The organism is Microvirga sp. M2 (genome assembly GCF_047497095.1).
GTDB lineage: Bacteria > Pseudomonadota > Alphaproteobacteria > Rhizobiales > Beijerinckiaceae > Microvirga.
The window spans coordinates 1,163,099-1,185,440 of sequence record NZ_CP134063.1 but is presented as its reverse complement, the minus strand read 5'-3'; the positions used below and the strand labels follow the sequence as shown (position 1 = coordinate 1,185,440).

General features: G+C 59.7%; 22 protein-coding genes. 2 read left to right on the top strand and 20 right to left on the bottom strand.

The window, feature by feature from the left end; genetic code table 11:
- Window positions 1-793: 793 nt before the first annotated feature.
- The 16 genes from RE429_RS05555 to flgB all read right to left on the bottom strand — a co-directional run bounded on the left by RE429_RS05555 (window position 794) and on the right by flgB (window position 13,646).
- Complete coding sequence (locus tag RE429_RS05555) at window positions 794-1,417, bottom strand: transglycosylase SLT domain-containing protein (protein WP_414473343.1); 624 nt, start codon at window positions 1,415-1,417, stop codon at window positions 794-796.
- Window positions 1,362-2,258: a flagellar hook-length control protein FliK gene (locus tag RE429_RS05550; RefSeq protein ID WP_414473342.1), complete on the bottom strand. Its 897-nt coding sequence runs from the start codon at window positions 2,256-2,258 to the stop codon at window positions 1,362-1,364. The genes RE429_RS05555 and RE429_RS05550 overlap by 56 nt, the downstream gene beginning before the upstream one ends.
- Before the next feature lie 434 nt (window positions 2,259-2,692).
- Window positions 2,693-3,976 (bottom strand): chemotaxis protein MotC, encoded by a 1,284-nt coding sequence (locus RE429_RS05545; protein ID WP_414473341.1) that lies wholly within the window; start codon window positions 3,974-3,976, stop codon window positions 2,693-2,695.
- A gap of 5 nt (window positions 3,977-3,981) precedes the next feature.
- Window positions 3,982-5,196, bottom strand: a complete 1,215-nt coding sequence (locus tag RE429_RS05540; protein ID WP_414473340.1) for a MotB family protein — start codon at window positions 5,194-5,196, stop codon at window positions 3,982-3,984.
- Window positions 5,190-5,846 (bottom strand): hypothetical protein, encoded by a 657-nt coding sequence (locus RE429_RS05535; RefSeq protein WP_414473339.1) that lies wholly within the window; start codon window positions 5,844-5,846, stop codon window positions 5,190-5,192. Before RE429_RS05535 ends, RE429_RS05540 begins: the two co-directional genes overlap by 7 nt.
- On the bottom strand, window positions 5,846-7,489 hold the full coding sequence (fliF, locus tag RE429_RS05530) for a flagellar basal-body MS-ring/collar protein FliF (RefSeq protein ID WP_414473338.1): 1,644 nt from the start codon (window positions 7,487-7,489) through the stop codon (window positions 5,846-5,848). Before fliF ends, RE429_RS05535 begins: the two co-directional genes overlap by 1 nt.
- An 87-nt stretch (window positions 7,490-7,576) precedes the next feature.
- Window positions 7,577-8,320, bottom strand: a complete 744-nt coding sequence (gene fliP / locus RE429_RS05525) for a flagellar type III secretion system pore protein FliP (RefSeq protein WP_414473337.1) — start codon at window positions 8,318-8,320, stop codon at window positions 7,577-7,579.
- A gap of 76 nt (window positions 8,321-8,396) precedes the next feature.
- On the bottom strand, window positions 8,397-8,906 hold the full coding sequence (locus RE429_RS05520; RefSeq protein ID WP_414473336.1) for a flagellar basal body-associated FliL family protein: 510 nt from the start codon (window positions 8,904-8,906) through the stop codon (window positions 8,397-8,399).
- Between the two features lie 21 nt (window positions 8,907-8,927).
- Entirely contained in the window at window positions 8,928-9,626 is a 699-nt protein-coding gene (gene flgH / locus RE429_RS05515; RefSeq protein ID WP_414473335.1) for a flagellar basal body L-ring protein FlgH, read from the bottom strand.
- Window positions 9,623-10,132 carry a MotE family protein gene (locus RE429_RS05510; RefSeq protein WP_414473334.1) on the bottom strand — a complete coding sequence of 170 codons (510 nt, stop codon included), beginning with the start codon at window positions 10,130-10,132 and terminating at the stop codon, window positions 9,623-9,625. The genes flgH and RE429_RS05510 overlap by 4 nt, the downstream gene beginning before the upstream one ends.
- Entirely contained in the window at window positions 10,129-11,229 is a 1,101-nt protein-coding gene (gene flgI, locus RE429_RS05505; protein WP_414473333.1) for a flagellar basal body P-ring protein FlgI, read from the bottom strand. The genes RE429_RS05510 and flgI overlap by 4 nt, the downstream gene beginning before the upstream one ends.
- Entirely contained in the window at window positions 11,226-11,609 is a 384-nt protein-coding gene (flgA, locus tag RE429_RS05500) for a flagellar basal body P-ring formation chaperone FlgA (protein ID WP_414473332.1), read from the bottom strand. The genes flgI and flgA overlap by 4 nt, the downstream gene beginning before the upstream one ends.
- 101 nt (window positions 11,610-11,710) lie before the next feature.
- Window positions 11,711-12,499, bottom strand: a complete 789-nt coding sequence (gene flgG / locus RE429_RS05495) for a flagellar basal-body rod protein FlgG (RefSeq protein ID WP_414473331.1) — start codon at window positions 12,497-12,499, stop codon at window positions 11,711-11,713.
- A gap of 10 nt (window positions 12,500-12,509) precedes the next feature.
- Window positions 12,510-12,842: a flagellar hook-basal body complex protein FliE gene (locus RE429_RS05490; protein ID WP_414473330.1), complete on the bottom strand. Its 333-nt coding sequence runs from the start codon at window positions 12,840-12,842 to the stop codon at window positions 12,510-12,512.
- 1 nt (window position 12,843) lies between these two features.
- Window positions 12,844-13,257 (bottom strand): flagellar basal body rod protein FlgC, encoded by a 414-nt coding sequence (gene flgC, locus RE429_RS05485; RefSeq protein ID WP_414474132.1) that lies wholly within the window; start codon window positions 13,255-13,257, stop codon window positions 12,844-12,846.
- A gap of 5 nt (window positions 13,258-13,262) precedes the next feature.
- Window positions 13,263-13,646: a flagellar basal body rod protein FlgB gene (gene flgB, locus RE429_RS05480; protein ID WP_414473329.1), complete on the bottom strand. Its 384-nt coding sequence runs from the start codon at window positions 13,644-13,646 to the stop codon at window positions 13,263-13,265.
- 530 nt (window positions 13,647-14,176) lie between these two features.
- On the opposite strand from flgB, the gene fixJ reads away from it, so the two are divergent.
- Both fixJ and RE429_RS05470 read left to right on the top strand, forming a co-directional pair.
- The gene (gene fixJ / locus RE429_RS05475; protein WP_414473328.1) at window positions 14,177-14,797 is read left to right on the top strand and encodes a response regulator FixJ; all 621 of its coding nucleotides are present in this window, start codon (window positions 14,177-14,179) and stop codon (window positions 14,795-14,797) included.
- Window positions 14,798-15,532: 735 nt separating this feature from the next.
- On the top strand, window positions 15,533-17,692 hold the full coding sequence (locus RE429_RS05470; RefSeq protein ID WP_414473327.1) for a heparinase II/III family protein: 2,160 nt from the start codon (window positions 15,533-15,535) through the stop codon (window positions 17,690-17,692).
- A 167-nt stretch (window positions 17,693-17,859) separates the two neighbouring features.
- On the opposite strand, the gene RE429_RS05465 is transcribed toward RE429_RS05470, so the two are convergent.
- From RE429_RS05465 to RE429_RS05450, 4 genes are read right to left on the bottom strand one after another with little or no spacing between them, the layout of a single operon-like run.
- Entirely contained in the window at window positions 17,860-18,522 is a 663-nt protein-coding gene (locus RE429_RS05465) for a protein phosphatase CheZ (RefSeq protein WP_414473326.1), read from the bottom strand.
- A 54-nt stretch (window positions 18,523-18,576) separates the two neighbouring features.
- The gene (locus tag RE429_RS05460; RefSeq protein WP_414473325.1) at window positions 18,577-18,960 is read right to left on the bottom strand and encodes a response regulator; all 384 of its coding nucleotides are present in this window, start codon (window positions 18,958-18,960) and stop codon (window positions 18,577-18,579) included.
- 52 nt (window positions 18,961-19,012) lie between these two features.
- Window positions 19,013-19,492: a chemotaxis protein CheW gene (locus RE429_RS05455; protein ID WP_414473324.1), complete on the bottom strand. Its 480-nt coding sequence runs from the start codon at window positions 19,490-19,492 to the stop codon at window positions 19,013-19,015.
- Window positions 19,493-19,494: 2 nt separating this feature from the next.
- On the bottom strand, window positions 19,495-22,284 hold the full coding sequence (locus tag RE429_RS05450; RefSeq protein ID WP_414473323.1) for a chemotaxis protein CheW: 2,790 nt from the start codon (window positions 22,282-22,284) through the stop codon (window positions 19,495-19,497).
- Between the last annotated feature and the right edge of the window lie 58 nt (window positions 22,285-22,342).

Genomic DNA, 22,342 nt, shown 5'->3' with positions numbered 1-22,342 from the left:
CTCCTCCCGGTCGTCGGCTTGCTCGCCGGCTGCAATTCCAGCGACAGCTTGCAGTCACAGGGGCCGTGGGGACCCGTCGCTGCACAACGCAGCTATCCGCAGTACGCGGCGCCATGGGGCAGATCGCCTGCCAATCAGCGCCCGCTCGTCATGTCAGGACTGGGCTATTCCGTCGAAAACGCGGCCGCGAGTGTAGAACGGCCCGCATCCGGCCCGCACTGGTATTATCGCGACAGCGGGCTGCCAGTCGATCCTCGACCTCCTGCCGAGGTTCCGACGGCAAGCCAGACAATGACGCCTGTCGCGGAGCCGATTTCGCCTTCGAGCGGGCCTTCAATGCCTGCAACCTCAGCGCAATCACCGGTTGCCGCCGAATCGCCTCCAGGCGTTTTCACCGCGCCACGGCGCGCATCCTCATACGCCGGAACCTGGAAAGTGCGTGTTTCGGAGGGGAGGTCCTGCCTTGTTCATCTTTCCAACACGGCATCCTTGGACCTCTACAAAGCCTCTGTTTCCAAGTGCGATAACGAGACGCTTCGCCGTGTCAACCTGTGGAAGTTTGAAGGCGGTAATGTCACTCTCCTCACCCGTGGCGTGGAGATCGCTCGTCTTGAAGGCACAGAGGCGTCGCTGAGCGGAACGTTCAATCAATCCGGTGCTCCCCTCCAGATGACCCGCTAGCGCATCGTGCGAAAAAGTGGGCCTGGTTTTGCGTGAGAGGATGTTCAAGAGCGGCGTGTTGAGGGATCGGACGTGAGTGCAATGGCCCCTCCGATCCTTCAATGCATGAAGTTCAGCCGTCGGATGCCGTCTGTCCCGGCCTCAGGCCCGGCGCATCGGCACAGAATGAGCGGGCATTCGGCGTCCATTCACCAAAGCCCGTTGCGACCATGTTCGTGATCACGCGGCACACATAGCGCTTTTGGGCCGGATCGTTATCCGGGCCCGCGTGATAGCGGGCTACCGCCATCGTCCATGTTTCGTGGCGTCCCTTGAGCTCACTGAGAAAGCGAGCGGCATATTCCACATTGTGACGCGGATCGAGCATGCTTTCCAGAGTCGGAAATTTATCGCGATGGTAGTAATGATTGATCTGCATGCAGCCGAGATCGATCAGCTTGGTCCCTGCCCTCTGCGCCTCTCCAAATCGCTGAACGGCTTCGGCCATCGTCTTCGAAAAGACTGCCCGTCCTTCGACGTTCATGGCGTATGGCTGGAGCGACCCTCGGCGGCCCGTTTCGGTCAGGCCGACCGAATACAGCATCCCTAAGGGAACACCGTATTTCGCCGATGCCCGCAGCATCTCCCGTTCACAGAGCTGACTTGCGGAGTCCGTCTCGGCTGAAATCGAGGCTGTCAGGCTACAGGTAAACGCCGCCAGAGCGATGGCCGTCCGGACCCCGATCTTCCTCCACATTCCGATGGTGCTCTGCTCTCGTACTGGCATATGGTTTTTCCTGGTCTCGGGACTGCCCCCCTTGACCGGCTCCTCCGTGCTGAAACGATTGGCCGTTCATCTGCATATCGCCGTGCGGTCGTGGAGCAGCGCGATCCTGAACAGCCCCATCGGTCACCTGTACGCTGATGACATCCGGGCGATATCCGGATCCACGCAGGAGCGCCGAGAGCTTTTCCGAGTCGTGGCGCAGGAGCTGAGCCGTCTCTTCCCGCTCGACATGCAGCTCCATTTCAAGGCTTTCGCCCGCAAGCCTCATCTTGATCGTCACTGAGCCCAGGTCGGCGGGGTGGAGCTGCAGGTGAAGGACCCTGAGCGCGCTCTCGGAGGCCTTGATGGAGAAGCTGTGAATGGCCTCGCTTCCCGGGAGCGATTGAGGCGGAGCGCTTCCCGATATGGCTCGAAGATCGGACCTGACCGCGCTGGCGATCCTATGGAGCGTCTCCGCGGGAAGACTGACCGGATCCTCCGGCTTTGCCGTGTTGGCGACGATCTCGTTCCGCAGTTCCGGGGTGCCGCTGGCACGCCTGGCTATCGGATGCGCCGCTGGGACATCCTCGCCGCTCCCACCGTCACCCGGTAAATCCTGCATCACCGGGATCGGCTGACTCGACCCATGCACAGCCTTGGCAGGGCCCCGCCACTCTGGGGCGCCGGACGCCGGCGACTTGCGAGGAAGGCTGTTGCCGAGCTCGACCTCAGGGGAGACCTCACCCTCGACAGGGTCGTCCGATGTCAGCCCGGTCTCGAAATTCTCGAGTACGGGCTTGAAATGCGTCTCCTGATGCCGAACTGCGATCATCAGTTTTGGAGCTTCCGTCAGCGAGGGGCCATCGCTTTCCTCCGGCGATTGCAGGATCCCTCCCAATGAAAGTGATGCCGATGGATCATTCTCCTGCCCATTCGCATCGAAACTTGCTGTACTCGCCTGCTGCCCGGATGTCGCCGGAAGAAGTCCTTGCAGAAGAGCAAAGACCGAGTTCGCAAAGTCGAATCCACCAGCGTCGCCGACGTTCTCTTGAGCGGCCGGCTCGAGCGCCTGCGTTCCGTCGCCCGGCTGGGAGGACGATGCGCCGCGTTGCGGACGATCGGACAGTCCTTGGAGGAAGGTACTGAAGCTGTCCGCATCAGAGGATACAGATTTCCCATTCAATCCCTCGGCAGCGGCAGCGGGTTCCCGCGCGGATTGCGCATCGACCGGCCGGGAGAGATTTCGGGACAGAGTGTCAAACGGGTTCATTGAACGGTCGACGCCTGGTTCTTGATCAGTTTATCGATGCGGCTCAAAATGTGGCGCGCCTTTGATAGCGCCGCTGGCTGTTCTGGCGCTTGCTCCGTCGTCGCACTCTTTGGAGCAGCGGCGTCGGCCTGAGCGGCTATCGGACCCGCCGCATTCTGCGGACCGACCGTACCGCCAGCGGGCGGTTGTCGTATTTGCCCGGCTATCGACAGGGCTGTCGCAAGGATCGTGGCGTCTCGCTCCGGAAGAAGCGATCCATCGATACTCTTCAGATCCGCAACGGCCGAACCGATGCTCTCCGGGAGTACGATCATGGCGGCCGCGCGATAAAGTTTCGCCCTCGTGGAGCGGACGACATCGCCTTCCGACAGCTCCTGCGCCTTGTCGGCAAGCATGCGGGCGGATTCCGTGAATCCTTGGTCGACGGACGAGCGAGCAGCCAGGAGGTAAAGGTCCAGCCTCGGCTCCAGTTCCAGGTCCTCCAGCACTTTCACGACATCGGCGAAAAGGGCCGGATCCTTTCCAAAGTCGATTCTCGTCAAAGCCGCAGCCAAACGCTGCCTGAAGTTCCCAGCGTAAACCGAACGACGGTAGCGGCGCAGATAGTCTGACGTGAGCGCGAGAAACTTCTTCATCTCTCCCGTCTGGCTGGCGACGAAGACCTGACGCCGCAATGCGCCCTCTTCGAGAAGCGTTCCCGGAGCTTGCAGTCTGACGAAATCCAGGAGATCACCGGACTTCTTCACGTCGGATCGAACGAGAAGGGCCGATTGCACCAGAGCGATCTGGGCGCCGAGCATCGGCGGCAGCGACCGCAAGTCCACGGCCATCAGCTTGCTTTTCGCCTCTTCCTCCCGGCCCTCGACATAGGCCAAAGCGCCCTCGACCAAGGTTCGATGCTCCAGAGGAAGAGCGGGATCACCCATCTCCAGGAGCTTTCTGAGGATCTGCGGTTTGCCGCCGCTCAGCGTCAACGCGATGGCAGCATGGACATTCTTGCGATCCATCCAGACCTCAGGCGCCATTGCCATAAATCGGCTGTCGAGGATCGTCAGCAAGCCTCGTTGCCCCGTATGGGCATCTGTCGAACCCAATGCGATCTGATCCTGCATCATCTGCAAGGTTCGCACCATCTGGACGGGTTTCGAAACACCCTCCTTCGGCGCCTGCTCCTCTACGATCGGCAGGCTCGCCTCGCTGTCCGGCTTGGCTTCGGCGATGGCAGCGCCGGATGCGCTCAACAGAGCAAACATAAGAGCAGCCTGGCGTCGACCGTTCACCGTCATCACTCCTGAAGCAATATTTCAACCCGCCGATTCTGATCGGCTTTCGGATCCGACGGAATCTTCGGGTCACGATCGGCATGGCCTTCCACCCGCACGATTCGGTTCTCGTCCAATCCGCCACGTACAAGCATATACAATGCCATCTGCGCCCGCGCTTGAGACAAGCGCCAGTTGTCGTAGTTCGCGGACCTGAAAGGTCGGCTGTCCGTGTGCCCTCGAATGACGATCTTTCCAGGGCGGGACTGCAGGATTGCCGCAATCTTCGCCATGGCCTGCACGACCTTGGCATGCGGCTCGGCGGAGCCAACCGCAAACATCGAGAAATCGAAATCGTCCGTCAGACTGATCATCGTGCCCGCACCCGTTCGCCGCACTTCGATGTGGGGCTTGGGTGCCGCATCCGTTTCAGGCTGAACCGCATTCATGATTTCCTTCTTGAGCTCTGCGGCCTTCCGGTCGGCGGCATCCTCCAGGCTCGTCTTGCCTCCTCCTTCATCGACCGAAGATTGCCCTTCAGCAGGCGGCTTCGCCTGTGTCGATGCGGCCTGCGCCGTTCCCGAAGCGGAACGTTCCACGGCTGGCGGCTTCGGGTTGGATGGAGCGAGAACGTCGATCACGGCCTTTGGAGGCGGGCTTGCGGTTCCTGGCTTAGGCGGAGTTTCCGTCTTCAAGTCCTCGACAGGAGCAACCTGCCAGTAGAGCGGGTCGAAAGGGTCTCTGAAGACCTCCCCGCTGTTCAATCCCGGAACGTCGCTTTCACCAGGCGTCACATCCGCCCCGAGAGTATCGTGGGGATTCGGCTCGATCTCCTCGGCGATCTTCGCGAGCACGGCGTAGGGGTCCTGGAACAGTGCCCCCTCCTTGAAACGAGGCTTCTGCAGCTGCTCGGATTTCCCCCCCGTGCCCAAGCCGCTTCCTTTTTCCCTTCCCTTCTTGTCGCGCTCGGTCTCGCGTTCGGGAGGGACATTCTGGGGATCTTCCAGTCCTTTCCTGTTCGAGGTCGAGTCGGCCAACTGAACGGGATTGAAGTAATTTGCCACACCGGCCTTGGTGTCCTGATCGGAGACCCCGATGAGCCACATGATCAGGAAGAAGGCCATCATGGCCGTCATGAAGTCGGCGTGAGCGATTTTCCACGCGCCGCCCTTGACAGCGCCGTCGTCATCGTCGCTGCGGCGAACGATGATGATTTCCTGCTTGCCTGTATTCAGCATGGCGACTTTGCCTTTAGAGCGCTCTGCAGCCGGTCGGACCAACCGCTGAACTGTGTCTGTACGATTGTATCGCCGGCGACAAGCATCACCTCGACGGCATCGGTTGGGATGAACTCGACGACACCGTCGCGGGGAGCGATGCAGGCCTTTAGCGCCGTCAGAATATCTTCGGGTCCCGTTACTCTCACGAGCGGGCCGGGTTCGCCCGAGAGTATCGTGCCAAGGGCTTCCCGGAACTCGCTGATCGCGTTGTGCCGGAGCGCTTCCGGAATGACTGCGGACAGAATTCTGGCCGCCTTCTCGGACAGGGCAGCCTCGAGATTGCCGATCGCGGTCACGATCTGCATCGATAGTTGTTGGGCCTCCTGCTCGATCCAAATCTCCCGTTGAGCCGCCAGCTCCTCACGGTGACGCTCCTGCTCCGTCTTCAGAGCCTGCTCAAGCTGTGTGCGGGCGGCTTCCCTTTCTTCCGCTCGCACCCGGAGCTCGAGGGACCTGATCAGTTCAGCCTGGCGGTCGACCGCCGGCTGAACCGGATCCGGCTCCGGCTCGGGAACCTGCCGCACCCGGCGCAGGATACCGATTCCCATTCCATCGGGGGCGGCAGGGCCGGAGAAATCGCTGATGAGGCTTGCAATGGATCCCGACATTATGCGGCCTCTTGCCGGAGCCATTGTTTCAGGACGGCAGCGGCCTGCTCTTCGCTAAGCTCGACAATCTGCTCCAGCTTCCGCTGGGGTGTCCGCGGCATCTCGATCAAGGGCTGACCTGAGTTGTCCTCAAGAGAATGCTGCAGCGCCCCTTCCTGTTCGGCGATCTGGAGCTCCTTCGCGGCTTCGGCCGCTGCCAGTGCCGCCATCTGCTCGCGTTGAATCTCAATGTCGGCCTGGTGCCGGGCGATGAGCATGCGAACGGCGGGACGCAATCCGAACCAGATCAGCATCGCACAGAGAGCGAGCACTGTCAGGGCGTTCACAACGGTTCCGAATTGGCGCATCAGGATTTCGGCTACCGAGGGCCCGGGGACAGGTTGCATCACTCCGCTATCGTCGACGAAGCTCACGGCAGCGACCTTGATCTGGTCCCCACGATCCTTGTTGAACCCCGCCGCAGAGGATACCAGTTGTTCGATCTCCGATACCTTCTCTTCGACCTGGCCCGTGCTTGCCCCTTCGCCGAGCAGAGACGCGATGCGGGACTTGTTGACCAGTACGGCAACCGAGAGATTCCTGATGGAGTAACCGTCGCTGACAGTTTGAATCGTCTTGGAAGATATCTCGTAGTTGGTCAGTTCTTCCCGACGCTGGTTATCCTCGCTTGAGCTGTCGTTCGAATCGCCACGAACGGTCTCCTCCGGAAGATTCTGCTGAACGGTCGTGGGCCGCTGGCCTGTCTTATTCTGCGAGACTTCGGTTTCACGCACGGTTCGTGTCGACCGCTCGACTTTGGAATCCGGATTGAAGATCGTTTCGTTGGTGCTCACCTTATCCGTGTTGAGCCGCGCGGCGACGCTGATCTCGAAATTTCCGATGCCGAGGTAGGGTGACAGGGTCCGCCGGATGCTGTCCTGAATCTCGAGCCCAACGGTTTTCTCAAGATTGGCCAGCTTGCCCGAGGATGCGTTGGCGGCTTCGTCTCCGGAGGCCAGAAGGGTTCCCTCGGTGTTCATGACCGTCACCTTGTCGACGGCCATGCCGGGAATGGCCGCGGCCACAAGATGGCGGATCGCCTGCGCCGAAGACGTATCGTCGGCAGGCGATGTCCGGATCACGACGGAAGCTGACGGAGGTTGCTGGTCGCGCCGGAATGAACCGCGTTCCGGCAGCACGATGTGAACACGGGCAGCCTTGATGCCCTTCATTCCTTGAATGGTGCGAGCCAGTTCCCCTTCGAGGGCACGCACCTTGGTGACCTCCTGCATAAAGGACGTCAGACCCAGAGACCCGAGATCGTTAAACAGCTCGTAACCGGACTTCGTGCTGTGAGGCAGCCCCTTTTCGGCGAGCAGCATTCGGGCCTGAGCGGTATTGCCGTAGCTCACGAGAAGGGCCGTTCCGTCGGAGCTGACGTCGAACGCAATTCCCGCGTCCTTGAGGACGGCGCCCATTCGGCCGACATCCTCGCGGTCAAGGCCTGTGTAGAGCGTCTCCTGGGCCGGGCGGCTGAGATAATAGGCGCCGATGCCGACAGCAAGGAACACCACAAGGCCGATCGCGGCCAGGGCCGCCAGTCGGCGTGCCCCAAGCTGCATCAGACTCGTCCACAATCTTTCGGCATGCTGGCGACCGGGCATCGAAAATCTCGGCAGTAATAAGGCCAATCGAGATTTCTTCTTGCGCCATTAACCTTGTGCGAGGATTGCTGCCCTTTTCGGGACGCTTCAGAAATAGGACCGGACCAGTCCGCTGACGAGGATGTTCCACCCGTCGATGAGCACGAAGAAAAGGATCTTGAAGGGAAGAGCAATGACCGTCGGCGGCATCATCATCATGCCCATGGACATCACGAGGGTCGCCACGATCATGTCGATGACCAGGAAGGGAAGAGCGATCAGAAAGCCGATCTCGAAGCCTCTCCGGAGCTCTGAAATCATGAATGCGGGGATGAGAATGCGCATATCGATCTTCTCTCCCTCGCCGGCCGCTGGATAGCTGGCGGACGCCAGATCGATGAAGGTCTGGAGGTCTTTTGGACGAACATGGACGAGCATGAACTCCCGGAATGGATCGGCCGTCCGGGTAAAGGCCTCGGCCTCCGTTATTCTGTTCTCCGTGAGAGGCCGAACGCCTTCGTTCCATGCCTTGTCGAAAGTCGGGCCCATAACGAAGAAAGTCATGAAAAGAGAGAGGCTTATCAAGAAGATGTTGGCCGGGGTGCTTTGCAGTCCCAAGCCGGAGCGCAGAAAGGAAAATGCGACGACGAACCGTGTGAAGCTCGTCACCATGATGAGAAGGCCCGGTGCGAGAGAAAGGACAGTCAGCAGGACGACGATTTGAATGATTCGTCCGCTCGCCGCCCCATCGCCGGGCGGGAGGAGGTTCTCGAGGCTCGGAACCTGAGCAGACGCGCCAGCTCCCGTCAGGAGAAGAATGAACAAACTCGTGAAAACAAGCCGAATGCTCATGAATGAGTGCTTTCGCCACGAAGACACCTCCGAATGAGGCGCCTCCAAAATAGTCGTCTGAATGGGGATCGTCCGATTACTGGACGACGAGGGTCTCGAGAACGAGCTCCTGGATCATCCCTTTGGATCTGAGTTTAACCCGTTCGTTGAGATCTTCTCGCACATGTAGGAGACCGCTTGCACCCTGGATCTGAGCCAGCGTAACGGTTCTCAGATAGGCGAGGATATCCTGTCGGGCCTCGGCTGCGACAAGATCGGGGTTGAACTCAAATCCGGATTTGTAAACGACGGACGCTTCCACACGGATCCAGTCGGTTTCGGAGCCAGCGAGATTGGCGACGACAGGTGCCAGCTTCTTAACGGTGATATCGCCGGAATACGGACTTTTCTCTCCCACTTCCGCAACCTGCGATGCGTACTTCTTCTCGACCCTCTTTTCGATATTCGTCACGATAGACAACCCAAAGCCGCCGCCGACGAGAGCAGACAGAAGCGTCAGCAGAGCAAGCGTCAGAAGGAGGCTTTTGACGCCTTCCTTTTCTGACTTCTGACGGGACGGAGGGGGCAACGCGAGGTTCTCTGCCATGGGATGTTCCTACGCGCCTGCTCAGAACGGAGCCACGGCATCATAGATCTGCTGTCCATAGGCAGGCTGCTGCACTTCCATGATCCGCCCGCGGCCGCCGTACGAAACGCGCGCTTCGGCAATCTTGTCGTAGCTGATCGTGTTTCTCGGCGAGATGTCGCGCGGGCGCACGATACCGGCGATGTTCAGTATCCGCACCTCATAGTTGACCCGGACCTCCTGGGAGCCGCTGATGATGACGTTTCCGTTCGGAAGAACCTCCGTCACGATGGCGGCAACCGAGAGGCGCAGCTTCTCGGAGCGGTCGATCGTCCCCTGCCCCTTCGACGACGAGGCGGAATCCAGCCCCACGTCACCCTTTCCGTCGGCCTGCCAGCCCTTGAAAGCGAATCCATAGCTAAGTCCCGCGTCGATCTTCGACGAACGGGATCGATCGCTTGCATTATCGAACTGGGCCTTGTCGTCGATCTGGATATTGACCGTAACGATATCGCCGACCTGTCGTGCGCGGGGACTGGTGAACAGATCGGCGCTGATATTGCTCCAGGTGGAGTTCGGCGCCGCGCTGGCCGTGCTCCTGAACACTCCGGGAAGCGGCTCCCGCTCCACCGCTATTCCTGCCCCGACAGGCGACATCGTCGGCTCTCGACCGATTTCCTCGGGTCGGGTTGCGCAGGCGGCAAGAAGGCAGAGGCTGCCAATGGCAATGACAAATCTCAATCTTTCCTCCCGTTGCTCGCAACTCGTTTAGGAGCGTCTGTGATGATATTGGCCAGCTGGGCTGCGCGCGCCGGCTCCATCTCATTCAGAATAGCGCTTGCCGTTCGAGGGTTGAGCCTGGCAATAACCGCCGCCGCAATCTCCTCTTCCATGTTGATCAATTGCAGCGCAGCCGCATCCGGTCGCATGCGCGAATAGATCGCCACGACCGTTTCGTCCGCCCGCTCCAGAACCTCATTGCGGCGTCGAAGCCACTCCTCGTATTCGGCGCGCTTGGCTTCAAGGATCTTGAGCCTTCCCTCGATCTCCTTCTCCATATTGGCGAGTTCCGCTTTTTGGAGAGCAAAGCGAGCATCTGCAGCGGCATCGGCAATATTCGCGCAATAGCTGCTGCTCTTGAGATCGGGCGCCTTTCCCTCGGCAAAGGCAAGTCCGGGTGTGCCGAAAGCGGCCATCGCTCCAACGACGAGCACCCGTGCGAATGTCACAGCTTTGTGCTTCATCATTGGACCACCAGTTCTGCCTGGAGGGCTCCCGCGGTCTTCACCGCCTGCAGTATCGCGATGACATCGGAGGGTTTAAGTCCCATCTGATTCAGGCCTTTGACCAAAGTTTGCAGATCAGAACCTCTGACGATCGCAAGCGGGACCCGCTCCTCGGCAGCAGAGATCTGAGTTCGCGGCACAACCGCCGTCTGACCGAATGACAAGGGATCAGGCTGCGAAACCTCCGGCATCTCCGTGACGCGAATCGTCAGAGCGCCGTGAGTAATGGCAACGGTCGAAATCTGCACATTCTTGCCAATGACGACCGTTCCGGTCCTCTGATCGACGACAATACGCGCCGGTGTGTCCGGCTGGATCTCAATATCGCCCAGTTCGGCGATGAAGCGGGTCGCCGCGATATTCTTCGGCCTCTGAAGAACGACGGTGCGAAAATCCTTCGGAGCAGCGACACGGATCCCGAACCGGTGCTGCGCATATTGATTGATCGCATCAGTCACCAGAGTGGCCGTTTTGTAATCCGGGTTCTTGAGCTCGAAGGCGAGCGTCCCGACGGCATCGAAACCTCCCCATACCTCCCGCTCGACCAGGGCGCCGTTCGCGATACGGCCGGACGTCGCAACGCCGGACGTCAGCGTTTCCGCCTGTCCTTGCGCCGAGAAACCGGACACGACGATGGCGCCCTGAGCCACGGCATAGATCTGACCGTCGCCTCCCTGAAGGGCCGTCAACATCAGAGTGCCGCCCTTCAGGGACGTCGCGTCGCCCATGGAGGTGACTGTAACGTCTATCCGCGATCCAGGCCCCACGAAGGGGGGAAGGTCAGCCGTTACGATAACCGCCGCAACGTTTCTGGTCCTCAGATTGACGTCTCTGACATTCACCCCCATTCGGTCCAGCATCGACTGCAACGCCTGCTCGGTAAATTGGGAGTTCCGGAGCGTATCGCCCGTGCCCTGCAATCCCATGACCAGGCCATAGCCGATCAGCTGATTGTCACGGACGCCCTGGACATTGGCTACGTCCTTGATGCGTGTGGCCGCCGCGGCCTGGGACGCAACGAGAATGCTCAGGACAAACAGAATAGCCCGGATGATCATTGTATGCCGATCCTGATCCTGCCGTCGGATTGAACGCGCCCCGTAATGATCCGGCCACTATCGACGTTCTTCACCTGAATCGTCTCACCCAAGGTGCCCGATTGCAACGGAATCCCGATGCCGATGATCGACAGGCCACCCTCCTCGAACAGGATGGCCGTCTGGGCTCCGCGCGTGACGAGTTTCGGATCGTCCACGGCATTCATGGGAATCGGCTCTCCGGGCAGCAATGTCCGGCGGGCCATTTTACCGGCGAGGACGCGCGGCGACTCCACGACGGCCGTCCGGAAACGGTAATTCTCAGGAAACGCCCTGTCCTTGAGCATCGATTCACTGATCGTATCGCCAGGGTAGATCGTGACTGCCGGAACGGGGAGCACTCGCTCCTCGCCGAATGCCGGTTGAATTATGATGGCAACCGTAGCCGCAATGACTGCGAAGCGAAGTAAACGTCTCATAAGATCACCCGGCATCATTTCGCTCAGCGAATACCCTTCGAGACTGTACCCGCCATGTCATCCGCTGCCTGAATGACCTTGGAGTTCATCTCGAATGCACGCTGAGCCGTGATGAGGTTGGTAATTTCCTTGATGGCATCGACGTTCGAAGCCTCAAGATAGCCTTGATGAATTTTGCCGTAGCCCGGATCGGACGGAACTCCGACCGTGGGCGCACCGGAGGCAAGCGTTTCCCGGTAATAGTTGCCGCCGAGGGGCTCAAGGCCCGCATCATTGGTAAAGTTCGCGAGCGTCAACTGTCCGATGTTCTGTGGATTTGTTTGGCCGTCGATCTTGGCGAAGACCTCACCCGACTCGTTGATCGTCACGTCGATGGCGTTCTGAGGAACGATGATCGGCGGATTGAGCGTGTAGCCGTCAAGAGTGACAAGCTGCCCATTGGCATCCTTGTTGAAGGCGCCGGCCCGCGTATAGACCGTTTCGCCGTTGGGCGAGTCCACCTGGAACCAACCCCTTCCGTTCAGGGCAAGATCGAACTGGTTCGACGTATTCGTGAGAGACCCTTGCCTGTGCAGATTGCGAATTGCCGCCGCACGGACACCGAGGCCCAGCATGGCACCCTCCGGAACCGGGCTCGCCCCGGTCTGCGTCGGGACAGCCTGCGCACGCTCGGCTTGATACAGCAGGTCCGTGAATTCGGCGCGGGCGCTCTTGAACGCAGTCGTGTTCACGTTCGAGATGTTGTTCGCGATGACTTCGACGTTGAGCTGCTGAGCATTCATGCCCGTCGCAGCAATGGCAAGCGCTCTCATCGTCATCTCCTTAGATCGCCATCCGGGCGATTTCCTGATAGGCCGCGACAACCTTGTCGCGGATCGCGATTGCCGTCTGGAGTGTCTGCTCGGCAGCCATGACGGCTTCCGCCACCTGCTGCACCGAAGCCTTGCTCTGGATACCGGAAATGGAAGACGCCTCACCCGCCTTCAAGGTATCGATTGCCGACGAGGCGACCTGAGCCATGGTGTCGAGAAAGCTGACCTGCCCGACGCCGCTCGAAGGTGCGGCGGCAACCGGCCTGACGGCAGCTGTCGATGCGGAGCTTACCGCGGATGTGTGATCGATCAGGGAGGTGATCGAGGATGCTGCACTGATCATATCAGCCTCTCATAAGGTCGATGGTTGCGGAAATCATCGCACGGGCCTGCTTCATCATTTGCAGGTTTGCCTGGTACGACCGGTTGGCTTCGCGCATGTCGGCCATCTCGATCAGCATGTTGACGTTTGGCTTTTTTACCATTCCGTTTTCATCCGCAGCGGGATTGCCGGGGTCGTACTCGACCGGGAATGGCGTATCGTCTCGTCCGACTTCCTTCACGGAAACGGATGAAGCTCCTAACGCACGGTCGAGTGCCGACTTGAATGTGATCGTCTTTCGGGCGTAGGGATCGGACCCGGGCGTACGCCCCGTGGACTGAGCGTTCGCAACGTTTTCGGAAATCACGCGCAGGCGTGCCGATTGGGCCTCGAGTCCCGCGCTGGAAAGTTTCGTAGATGCAATAAGAGGATCGATCGTCATCAAGTTCTCACCGTCGACATCAGCATCCGATGGAATGCTTTGATAATACTGGTGTTCAAAGAGTGCTGCCGATCGACTTCCCCGGCCTTGATCAACTCTTGCTCCATGCTGACGGAGTTGCGTGAGTAGACGGTGTCCCAGGTATCGGCCTTCTTGACCTTCATGGCATCCGGCCGGGACGCATCGAAGCCGATATGTCCGTTGTTCGTGGCGGCCATCGCCAATTTGGTTTTGTCCAGAATATCGACAAAGGGCTCGACATCCCTCGCGCGATAGCCTGGCGTGTTCGCGTTCGCAATGTTTCCTGAGATCGTGGTCTGCCGCGCAGCGAGCCATTGCGCCTGCCGCGATGCCAGATCGAACAGATAGACAGGTGACGTCACGGAGATCTCCAAGCCATCAGGGTCAATGTGCATTTACCCAAGCAACCTTGCATGGAGCTGACCTGTCGCCCGTGCGGAGACGCTCCGATGGCCCCCGTTTGTCCTCGGTGGGCTTCACGCCTCCAGCGGTGTTTGGCCGTCCAGCTTGTCCTGGAGGCCATTCGATCCCGTCACGCATCGGGCTGTCATGGCGCTGAATGGGAACATCGTAGCGACGATATACTGTTGTTCAGAAGTGCAACTGCTGGTCAATGGGATGACGGCACAGAACCGCTCGGACCGATGCTGATCGCCAAGTCCCGGGACCAGCCTGGATCGCGGAGCGGGGCCGAGCGGATTTCGATGTTCAGCTACGCTTATCAGGGTCTTGAAGAAGCGCCTGGAGACGGTTACGAGCACAGATGTATCGTGAGTATCCGCATCGAACTGTCAGGCGGCTCGGGGGCATATGGCGGACGATCGCTTCCGCTTTGGCGTTCGCTTGAGGCGCATCCTGCCCTTCCCTTGGCAGAAATAGGAGAGTAGGCCCAATGTCGAGCGGGGCGGTCGTATATGTGGTGGACGATGACGTTGGAGTGCGCAAGGCGCTCTCCTTTCTGCTCGTATCCGCCGGTCTGAACGTTCGCTTGTACGAGTCGGCCAGTTCATTCCTGAGGGAAGTCTCCGATCCGGGACGCTGTTGCATCGTTACAGATGTGCGCATGCCTGGGATCGACGGTCTGGAGTTCATCCGGCGCCTTAACGAGCGGGGCTTCAACGCCCCCATCATCGTCATGACGGGGCATGCCGACATCCCACTTGCGGTTGAGGCCATGAAGGCCGGAGCCATCGACTTTCTCGAGAAACCCTTCCGTGAGGATCGCTTCCTGGAGGTCGTCCGGTTTGCCCTTGTGTGCGATGAAAAGAGTGTCCGGCGAAGCCAGGAACTGCTCAAGACCCAAGCCCGACTGCAGTCCCTTTCTCAGCGGGAGCGCCAGGTTCTGGACTGCCTGGTGGAAGGAAAGGCGAACAAGGCCATCGCCCATGAGCTCAACATCAGCATCCGGACCGTCGAGATTCACCGCTCGAATGTCATGGCCAAGATGGAGGCGCGTAGCCTCTCCGAGTTGATTCGAATGGCCCTCTTCGTCGAGGCTGTCACCATCAACTGATGTCATTCCTTAGAAGAACGTAAGCCTCTGACGCGCTGCCCGGTAGCATGGCACCCCATTGACCGAGCCGGCGGCCTCCAGAGCAGCCTTGATCGCAAAGCGTGCCCGATGCCCTCTCCCACTTGCCTTCTACCTATCCAAAGCACCCTGCGTGAGGGAGAGGCACGCGACGCGGACCCGATCCGATATGTTATCTCAAACAATAATCGATGGTCCCGCACTGTCTTGAATTTCGATGGCGTGGAGGCAGACACGTGGTGCGAAATCGACTTTCAGCTGGCCTGGCATCTCCAGGAAGAGAACCTTGCCGCCCACGACTTTGCCGTCGTCGGCCTCGACTTTTTGACGGAAGACGGGTCGAGCATCGACTTCGCGTATGTTCCGGGGCTGGCCAGAACCCAGGTCGATCCTCACAGCTGGTATGTCGGCATTCCCGGCTACTGCGACCGAAACGTGACGTCTTGCAGGATGTCCTTCGGATTTTTTGTTCCATCGCCGACAAGGAAGCTTACCGTCAGCATTCGCAGTTGGCGAAACTCCCATCCCTTCACGATCAGCGAACCAAAGCTGCTTCAGGGCAGAGCTCCGAAAACCGCGGATGAAGCATCTCCCGGAGGGACCGAACAGGCAAACGGTATAGGGGCCATCCCGCCCGTGAACCCTCGCCGGACATGGCGCGCTCTCGACTCTGCGCCGACCTGGTTCAGATTTGCCGTACTCCCAGGGCGTTGCCTGTTGATCCGCGGGCAGATCATCAATGAAAGCCTTGCCCCTGAGGGGGTGCTGGCCCGCATCGTCTATCGCAACGCCAAGGGAGAAGAGCTGCCTCCTCCTTATCCGGAACTGCCGGTTGCTCCGGAAGTCGGTGCCTTCGTTGATATTCCAGTCCACCGGCAGGCGCGGCGCTTCACGCTGGACCTTATCCCACCGGCAGAGGCCACGCGGGTCGAGATCGGCTTTCGAACATGGCATGCCGAAACGCGGGTCGAACTGGTCACTCCTCTCGAAGTTTCGCTCGAAGACGATCTGACCTTGGAGGCCAACTCGGGCGACGACCGATCGAATGCTCCGACTTTCCTCAAGCGGATCACGGAAAAGCTCAATAGTACCACCCCGTTGGGCGAACAAATGCATGACGGCGCTCAGCCGGGCTGGTTCACGACTTCAGACGCACTGGCAACCGCATTCACCTTCCGGGACAAACTCGACGCGGTGCAGCACGGCAGAAAGGCCGCCATCACGGAAAATGGCCTCGCACTCGGCAGCTTTCCGTCCTGGCCTCTTCCCGACGAACCGCAATGGACGGAGGATCCTTTTCAATCGCTCGCCTGGCGGCTCGAATTCCATTCTCTCACATGGCTGCGCAAGCTGGCTGAGAGCAGAGCCCCTACAGGTCTTTCTCATGCCATTGACCTGGCAGCATCCTGGTCGCGCGCCAACCCCTGGGGCCATCCGAGCGATCCGCTCAGCGCGCATCCTCAAGCCCTGTCGGCTCGCGCCGAGACACTGCTTTCCCTCCTCTCATCGGTTGCCAAGGCGCCGCGATCGACAACCTCCGAAAACCATCTCACCATTCTTGCCGAAACCGTGCGTCATGCGGTCGCTTTGGCGGAGGTCCTTGGGCAGAACGTCTTTTCACATTCCAGCGTCCATCTTCATGCCGCATGTGCTCTTCTGGCTCTGTCGCGTGCGTTCTCGCGCCTACCGCTCGCAGAATACTGGAACTCGCTCGCCCTCATCCATCTCAGTGATGGCTTCAAGCAGTTGATCGATGAGAATGGCACTTTCACCGAGCAATCTCCTCACTTTCAACTCGAGCTGGTCTCCTTGGGCCTCATCCTGGCTCGCCACCTCGGGGAGATGCCCGAGACACGCGAGTTTCGCGACGATCTGACGGAGCGGCTCCGGAAAGGCCTTCAGACATTGGTGGCCGTGACGGACCCTTCCGGTTCGCTGCCTCCCTTCGGAGATGCTCCTTACGGCTTCCATCATGCGTCCTGGCTACGGCGCCTTCTTTCAGGTTACGGCACCAGTCTGCTCTCCGATCCCGAACTTGCGACCGAGCTTTCCTATCCGACTGGAAAAAAGGTCCTCGCCTCCACACGAGCCGGCCTGATCGCTGCCCGACATTATGACCATGACGCCCGATGGAGCTACTTCTGCGCCTCTTTATCCGGCCGCTTCAATGAACGCGGCCACCATGACTGCACGTCGTTCGTCTACGCGACAGGCGGGGCACCTTGGATCGTCGATCCCCGCGGTTCCACTCTTCACGAAACTGGCACCCCGCGTCAGTACCTCACTGCCTCGAGAGCTCACAACGTCGCCCTTCCCGATGGTCGGGAGCAACTCGCCGGGCTTGCCTGGATCGAGGCTTTTGAGGAACTCGACGGCGCAAGCATCTTCCATCTCGGCAGCACCGTCTATGGACCGCTCTATGAGCACCATCGCGTCTTCATCACTCTGGACAAGCTCGATGCGATCGCGGTCCTCGATCACTTTGCGACGCGGTCGGGCCCGATCTCGTTCGAAGGGCTTCTCCATTTCGACCCTGCTATCGTCGTGGCCATTGCGAATGCGGGAATGGGGGCTGCCTACCGGAAGAATGAGAAACTCAGAATCATTCCCTATCGGAGAACGGGCCACTTCAGCGGCATGGGCATCGAAATCGGACGCAACGACGTGCCGGCATCGGCTCAGGGATTTGTGGCTCGCCCCTCGGGCGGCCTGCAGCCCGCCAATGTTTTCCGCTACGGATTTTCCGGCCAGGGCACCGTCTGCGGCGGCGTTCTTCTCACGACCAGCGATCAGGCCGCGGACAGCCTTTCAAGACTGCTGGAAACGGACGCGGTCAGGGCCATTCTCGCACGACTTCCAGGCGAAAGCGCCCGATGAAAGAAATGCCATCCTAGAATGTGGGCGCCCGATCGGATCAGGCGTCCATCATCCAGAGCATCGCACGTAAAAAGTGGGAACCGGTTCTGCGTGAAAAGATGCTCGAGACCGGAGACTGACAGCATCGGACGTGGGTTCGACGTCAGGTTCGATGCTGTAGGTATCACTCACCCGAACAATGCGTCGATTGCGTCCTGCGAAGTGATCCCCTTGTCAGTGGACAGGGCGGGCCCATTCAACAAGGCGTCATCGCCGTCGCGCGCCTGCTCTAACGTCTCAACATCCTTGAAGCCCTCGAGGCCTCCCCAGATTTCAATCATTTCGTGAACGCGCTCTTCCACGAATTTCATGGCACCGACGACCTTGCCGATACGCTGGCCGGTAATGTCCTGGAAGTTGCAGGCCTCGAAAATGCTGACAACCTGATCGGATATCTCACGGGCGATCTCCTGATCGCCGCCCGACAAGCGAGCCGCGAGATTACCCGACAACTCGTCGATCCGTTCCGCGGCGGCGAGGATCGCGTTGGTCGCAGTCTCCGTGCCAAGAACGATGGCGCCGAGCTCGTCAGTGACCCGGTTGATCTCCTGGCCCTGAGCGCCGGCATAGCGAAGCGTCGCGATCTCTCGCTTCGTGCGCTCGATTGCCTCATAGATCGAATCCAGTTCGACCTTGAGGCGCATCGCCTCCTGCATGTCCCTCCGATGCTCCTCGACTAGCGATGCGGACAGCTCCCGGGCCGGAACAATCGCCTCCTTTATGGATCCAAGCAGGTCCATAATCTCGGCATGACGATCGAGAGCTTCCTCGTCCGGCGGAGCAGAGGTCATGTTTGCCTCAATGCGATAGCTCTTACGTGGGTTCATGATGCGTATCACATTTCATCATGCGCCAATGACGGCGCTAATTTTCGAACGAAGCGTCTCGGCGTTGAAGGGCTTGACGATATAGTTGTTCACTCCCGCCTTCTTGGCCGCAACCACGTTCTCGGTCTTTGCCTCGGCCGTCACCATGATGAAAGGCAAGGCGCTCAACTCCGCATCGGCTCTCACCTGCTGAAGCAGCTCATATCCGGTCATCGGCGCCATGTTCCAGTCGGAGATCACAAGACCGTACTTCTTGGCCTTAAGCTTCTCCAAGGCAGCCTGTCCATCCGACGCGTCGTCGACATCCGTAAAGCCGATCTGCTTCAGCAGATTGCGGAGAATGCGCACCATGGTCTGATAATCGTCAACGACGAGGACAGGGGTTGAAAGGTCTAAGCTCACAGCAGCGTATCCTATCTGGTTGTATGAATGAGAATGGTTCGAGCGTAGCTCTCTATGCGGCCTCGCGCTCAGCCTCAAAGGACAGAATTGCATCGACGTCAAGAACGATCATCAGCACGTCCTGAAGCTGATGAACTCCTTGAGACAGTTTCGCCCAGCGCCGGTCCATATGAACCGGGTTCGGCTGAATCTCATCCTGGTTCAACTTGAGGACGTCTCCGACTTCATCGACGAGCAACCCGTAAGCCTCACCTTGATACTCGAGCCCTACCGCCATTCGGCGCCCTGCCCTGCCTTCCTCCCGGAGGCCGAGGCGGCTACGCAGGGACACTGCAGTAACCACACGTCCGCGCAGGTTGAGAAGCCCTGCGATCTCCGCCTGCGCCAGCGGAACCTGAGTCATTTCGCTGACGACAAAAACGTCATGGACACGGCTTATAGGGAGGCCGAGCAACTGTCCCATGACGGTGACTGTGATGAACTCCGACTCTCGGGAGAAATTCCTGGGTTCGTTCAGGGCGACCGTATTCATGGCTATGCAGCCTCCTCAAGAGATTGACCCAGCTCCGCAAGCGCAGACAGCAATCCGCGCCGGTCTACCTTCGATACGACATCCGTGATCTTGAACCGGCGGGCCAGCGCGATGAGTTGAGGATCTGGCCGTAACGTCATACCAATGATGGGCGTCGAGCGATACTGATCGTCGGCTCTCAGGGTCGCGATGAATGCAAAGCTGGAATGCCCGGGCAGTTCGAGATCCGCAACGATGAAGTCGGGCTGCATACCGTTTGCAAGCATGCGCGCAGCCTCCTGAGCTGTCGCTGCGGTCTGGACGCGATACCCCGATGCCTTGAGAACCGGAACGAGCATATCCCTGAAGAAGTTCGAGCCGTCGACCAGCAGCAGCGAGTTCGCGCTTTTGCTCTTCTGCCCGGAGCGAGACCAGGTCTCGAGAACAAGAGGGAGATAGTGTGCAATGTTGACGATCTCCGTTGTCCGCCCTCTCACGACGGCAGATCCAACGAGGTCGGATCGCTCGGCGAGGAGTTCCACTTCCAGCTTGTCCTCGACGATATCGACGATTTCCGCGACAGCCAGCCCCATGGAGATCTCGCCGTCGGAGAACACGAGAAGGGACTGCGTTCCCTGCCTTTTGATCTCGAGCTCATCGTCACACGATACGATGGGCATAAGGCGCCCACGATACTGGACAACCGGACGGCCGCTCGCCCATTCGATCGTCGAGGCATCGATTTCCTCAAGGCGCGTCACAAGCGACAAAGGCACCGCCTTCAGGCTTTCTCCTCCGCCGCGGAAGACGAGCAGGCTTGTCGTTTCCACCACGGCGACCACCGTTTGATCGAGGGAGGCGTCCATTTGGAATTCGTCGCTCTGCGCTCCCGATCCGACCATGCGGGCGAGTCCGTTCGGATCCACGATCAACACGACGGCCCCATCGCCGAGGATGGTGTTTCCCGAGAAGAGTTGGATATGCCGCAGCTTGGAAGACATCGGCTTGACGACGATCTCTTCGGTGTGGAAGACGCCGTCGACGAGAATTCCGAAGCGCTGTTGCGCAACCTGCGTGACCACCACGAAGCCGGTATCGACCTCCTCGTCATCCGACAGAAGCATGATCTTTGACAGAGGAACGATCGGCAGCAGACGCTCCCGCAGCCTCAGGATCGGCGTACCGTTGATCCGCTCGATCGAATGCTCGGATGAGGGGGAAACCCGAACGAGCTCCGAGACCGCAAGCTGCGGAATGGCGAACCGCTGATCCTTGGAGGACACGATCAGGGCAGCGACGATCGCGAGCGTGAGGGGGATCTTGATGGTAAAGGTCGTTCCGCGTCCCTGCTCCGATCTGATATCGACAGCTCCGCCGATCAGTTCGATGTTGGTTTTCACCACATCCATGCCGACGCCGCGTCCGGACACCGACGTGACCGAGGCAGCCGTCGAGAAGCCGGGGTGGAAAATGAACTTCGCCACTTGGGCGTCGCTCAGCCGCTCCAGTTCCGCGTCGCTCACGATCCCTCTCTCGAGGGCCTTTTTACGAATAGCGGCGTTGTTCAAACCTTTGCCATCGTCGGAGATCTCGATCGTGATCGATCCCCCCTCGTGATAGGCGTTCAGCCGAATGATGCCCTTTTCCGGCTTTCCGGCCGCGCGACGCTCGGCAGGACTCTCGATCCCGTGATCCGCCGAGTTGCGGACCATATGGGTCAGGGGGTCCCGGATGACCTCCAGGACCTGACGGTCGAGCTCGGTATCGGCCCCTTGCATGATCAGCTCGATCTGCTTGGACAATTCGTTCGAGAGGTCGCGCACGACACGCGGCAGCTTCTGCCAGGCATTGCCGATGGGTTGCATGCGCGTCTTCATGACGCCGTCCTGCAACTCGGCCGTAACCTGGGACAGCCTCTGCAGCGGCACCTTGTAGCCGTGATCTTCGGAACTCCGCCGCGCGATTTCCAGCAATTGGTTGCGCGTCAACACCAGCTCGGACACCATCGTCATCAGGTGTTCGAGCGTATCGACGTTCACGCGGATCGTTTGAACTTTTCCGGCAATGCCTTCTCCGGTCTCGCCCTGCTCGGGCGTCTCGGCGTCGTTCTTGGAGGCTTTCTTCGGCGCATTCGCCTTCGGGGTTAGTTGAGCAGGTGGCTTGGCGGCAACCGCCGATTCAGGTCCTGGAGCCTCTTGGAAAGCGCGCTCCAGCTCGTCCAGGGAAACCTCGCCCGGCTTCAACGCCCTTTCCAACACCTGATAGACGAGCGTTCCGGATGCTGCCTCCGTATCGGGACCCGGCGCCTCCTGGAAAGCGCGCTCCAGCTCATCGAGCGAGACCTCCCCAGGCTTCAGCTCGCGCTCCAGCACCTGATAGACCGCTGCTCCCACGGTTTCCTTCGCGGTCTGGGAAGCGGCCGGCTCCAGAACGGGATCCGGTGCATTCGCCATGCGGTCGAGCGTTGCAATCAGATCATCGTCCGTCCCCTGCGGCTCTACGCCATGGCGCCCCAGTTCACCAAGAATATCCTTGATGCGATCGAGGGTTTTCAGGATCAGCGACACCGCGTTCGTCGTGACGGGCATACCATCACGGAACTTGCCCATGAGCGTCTCCGCCGCATGGGCCAAAGCCTCGAGCCGGGGCAGCCCCAGGAAGCCGCAGGTGCCCTTGATGGTATGGACCAGTCGAAAGATATTGCTGAGGATGGCCTGATTATTGGGATCCTGCTCGAAACGGACCATCTCCACATCGACCGTTTCGAGGTGTTCGTTGGTCTCCGTCAGGAACTCAAGGAGAAGGTCGTCCATCACCGTGTCTCATCTCGGTTAGAGTAATTGGTGCCGCGTGTTCGCATGAGGCTTGGGC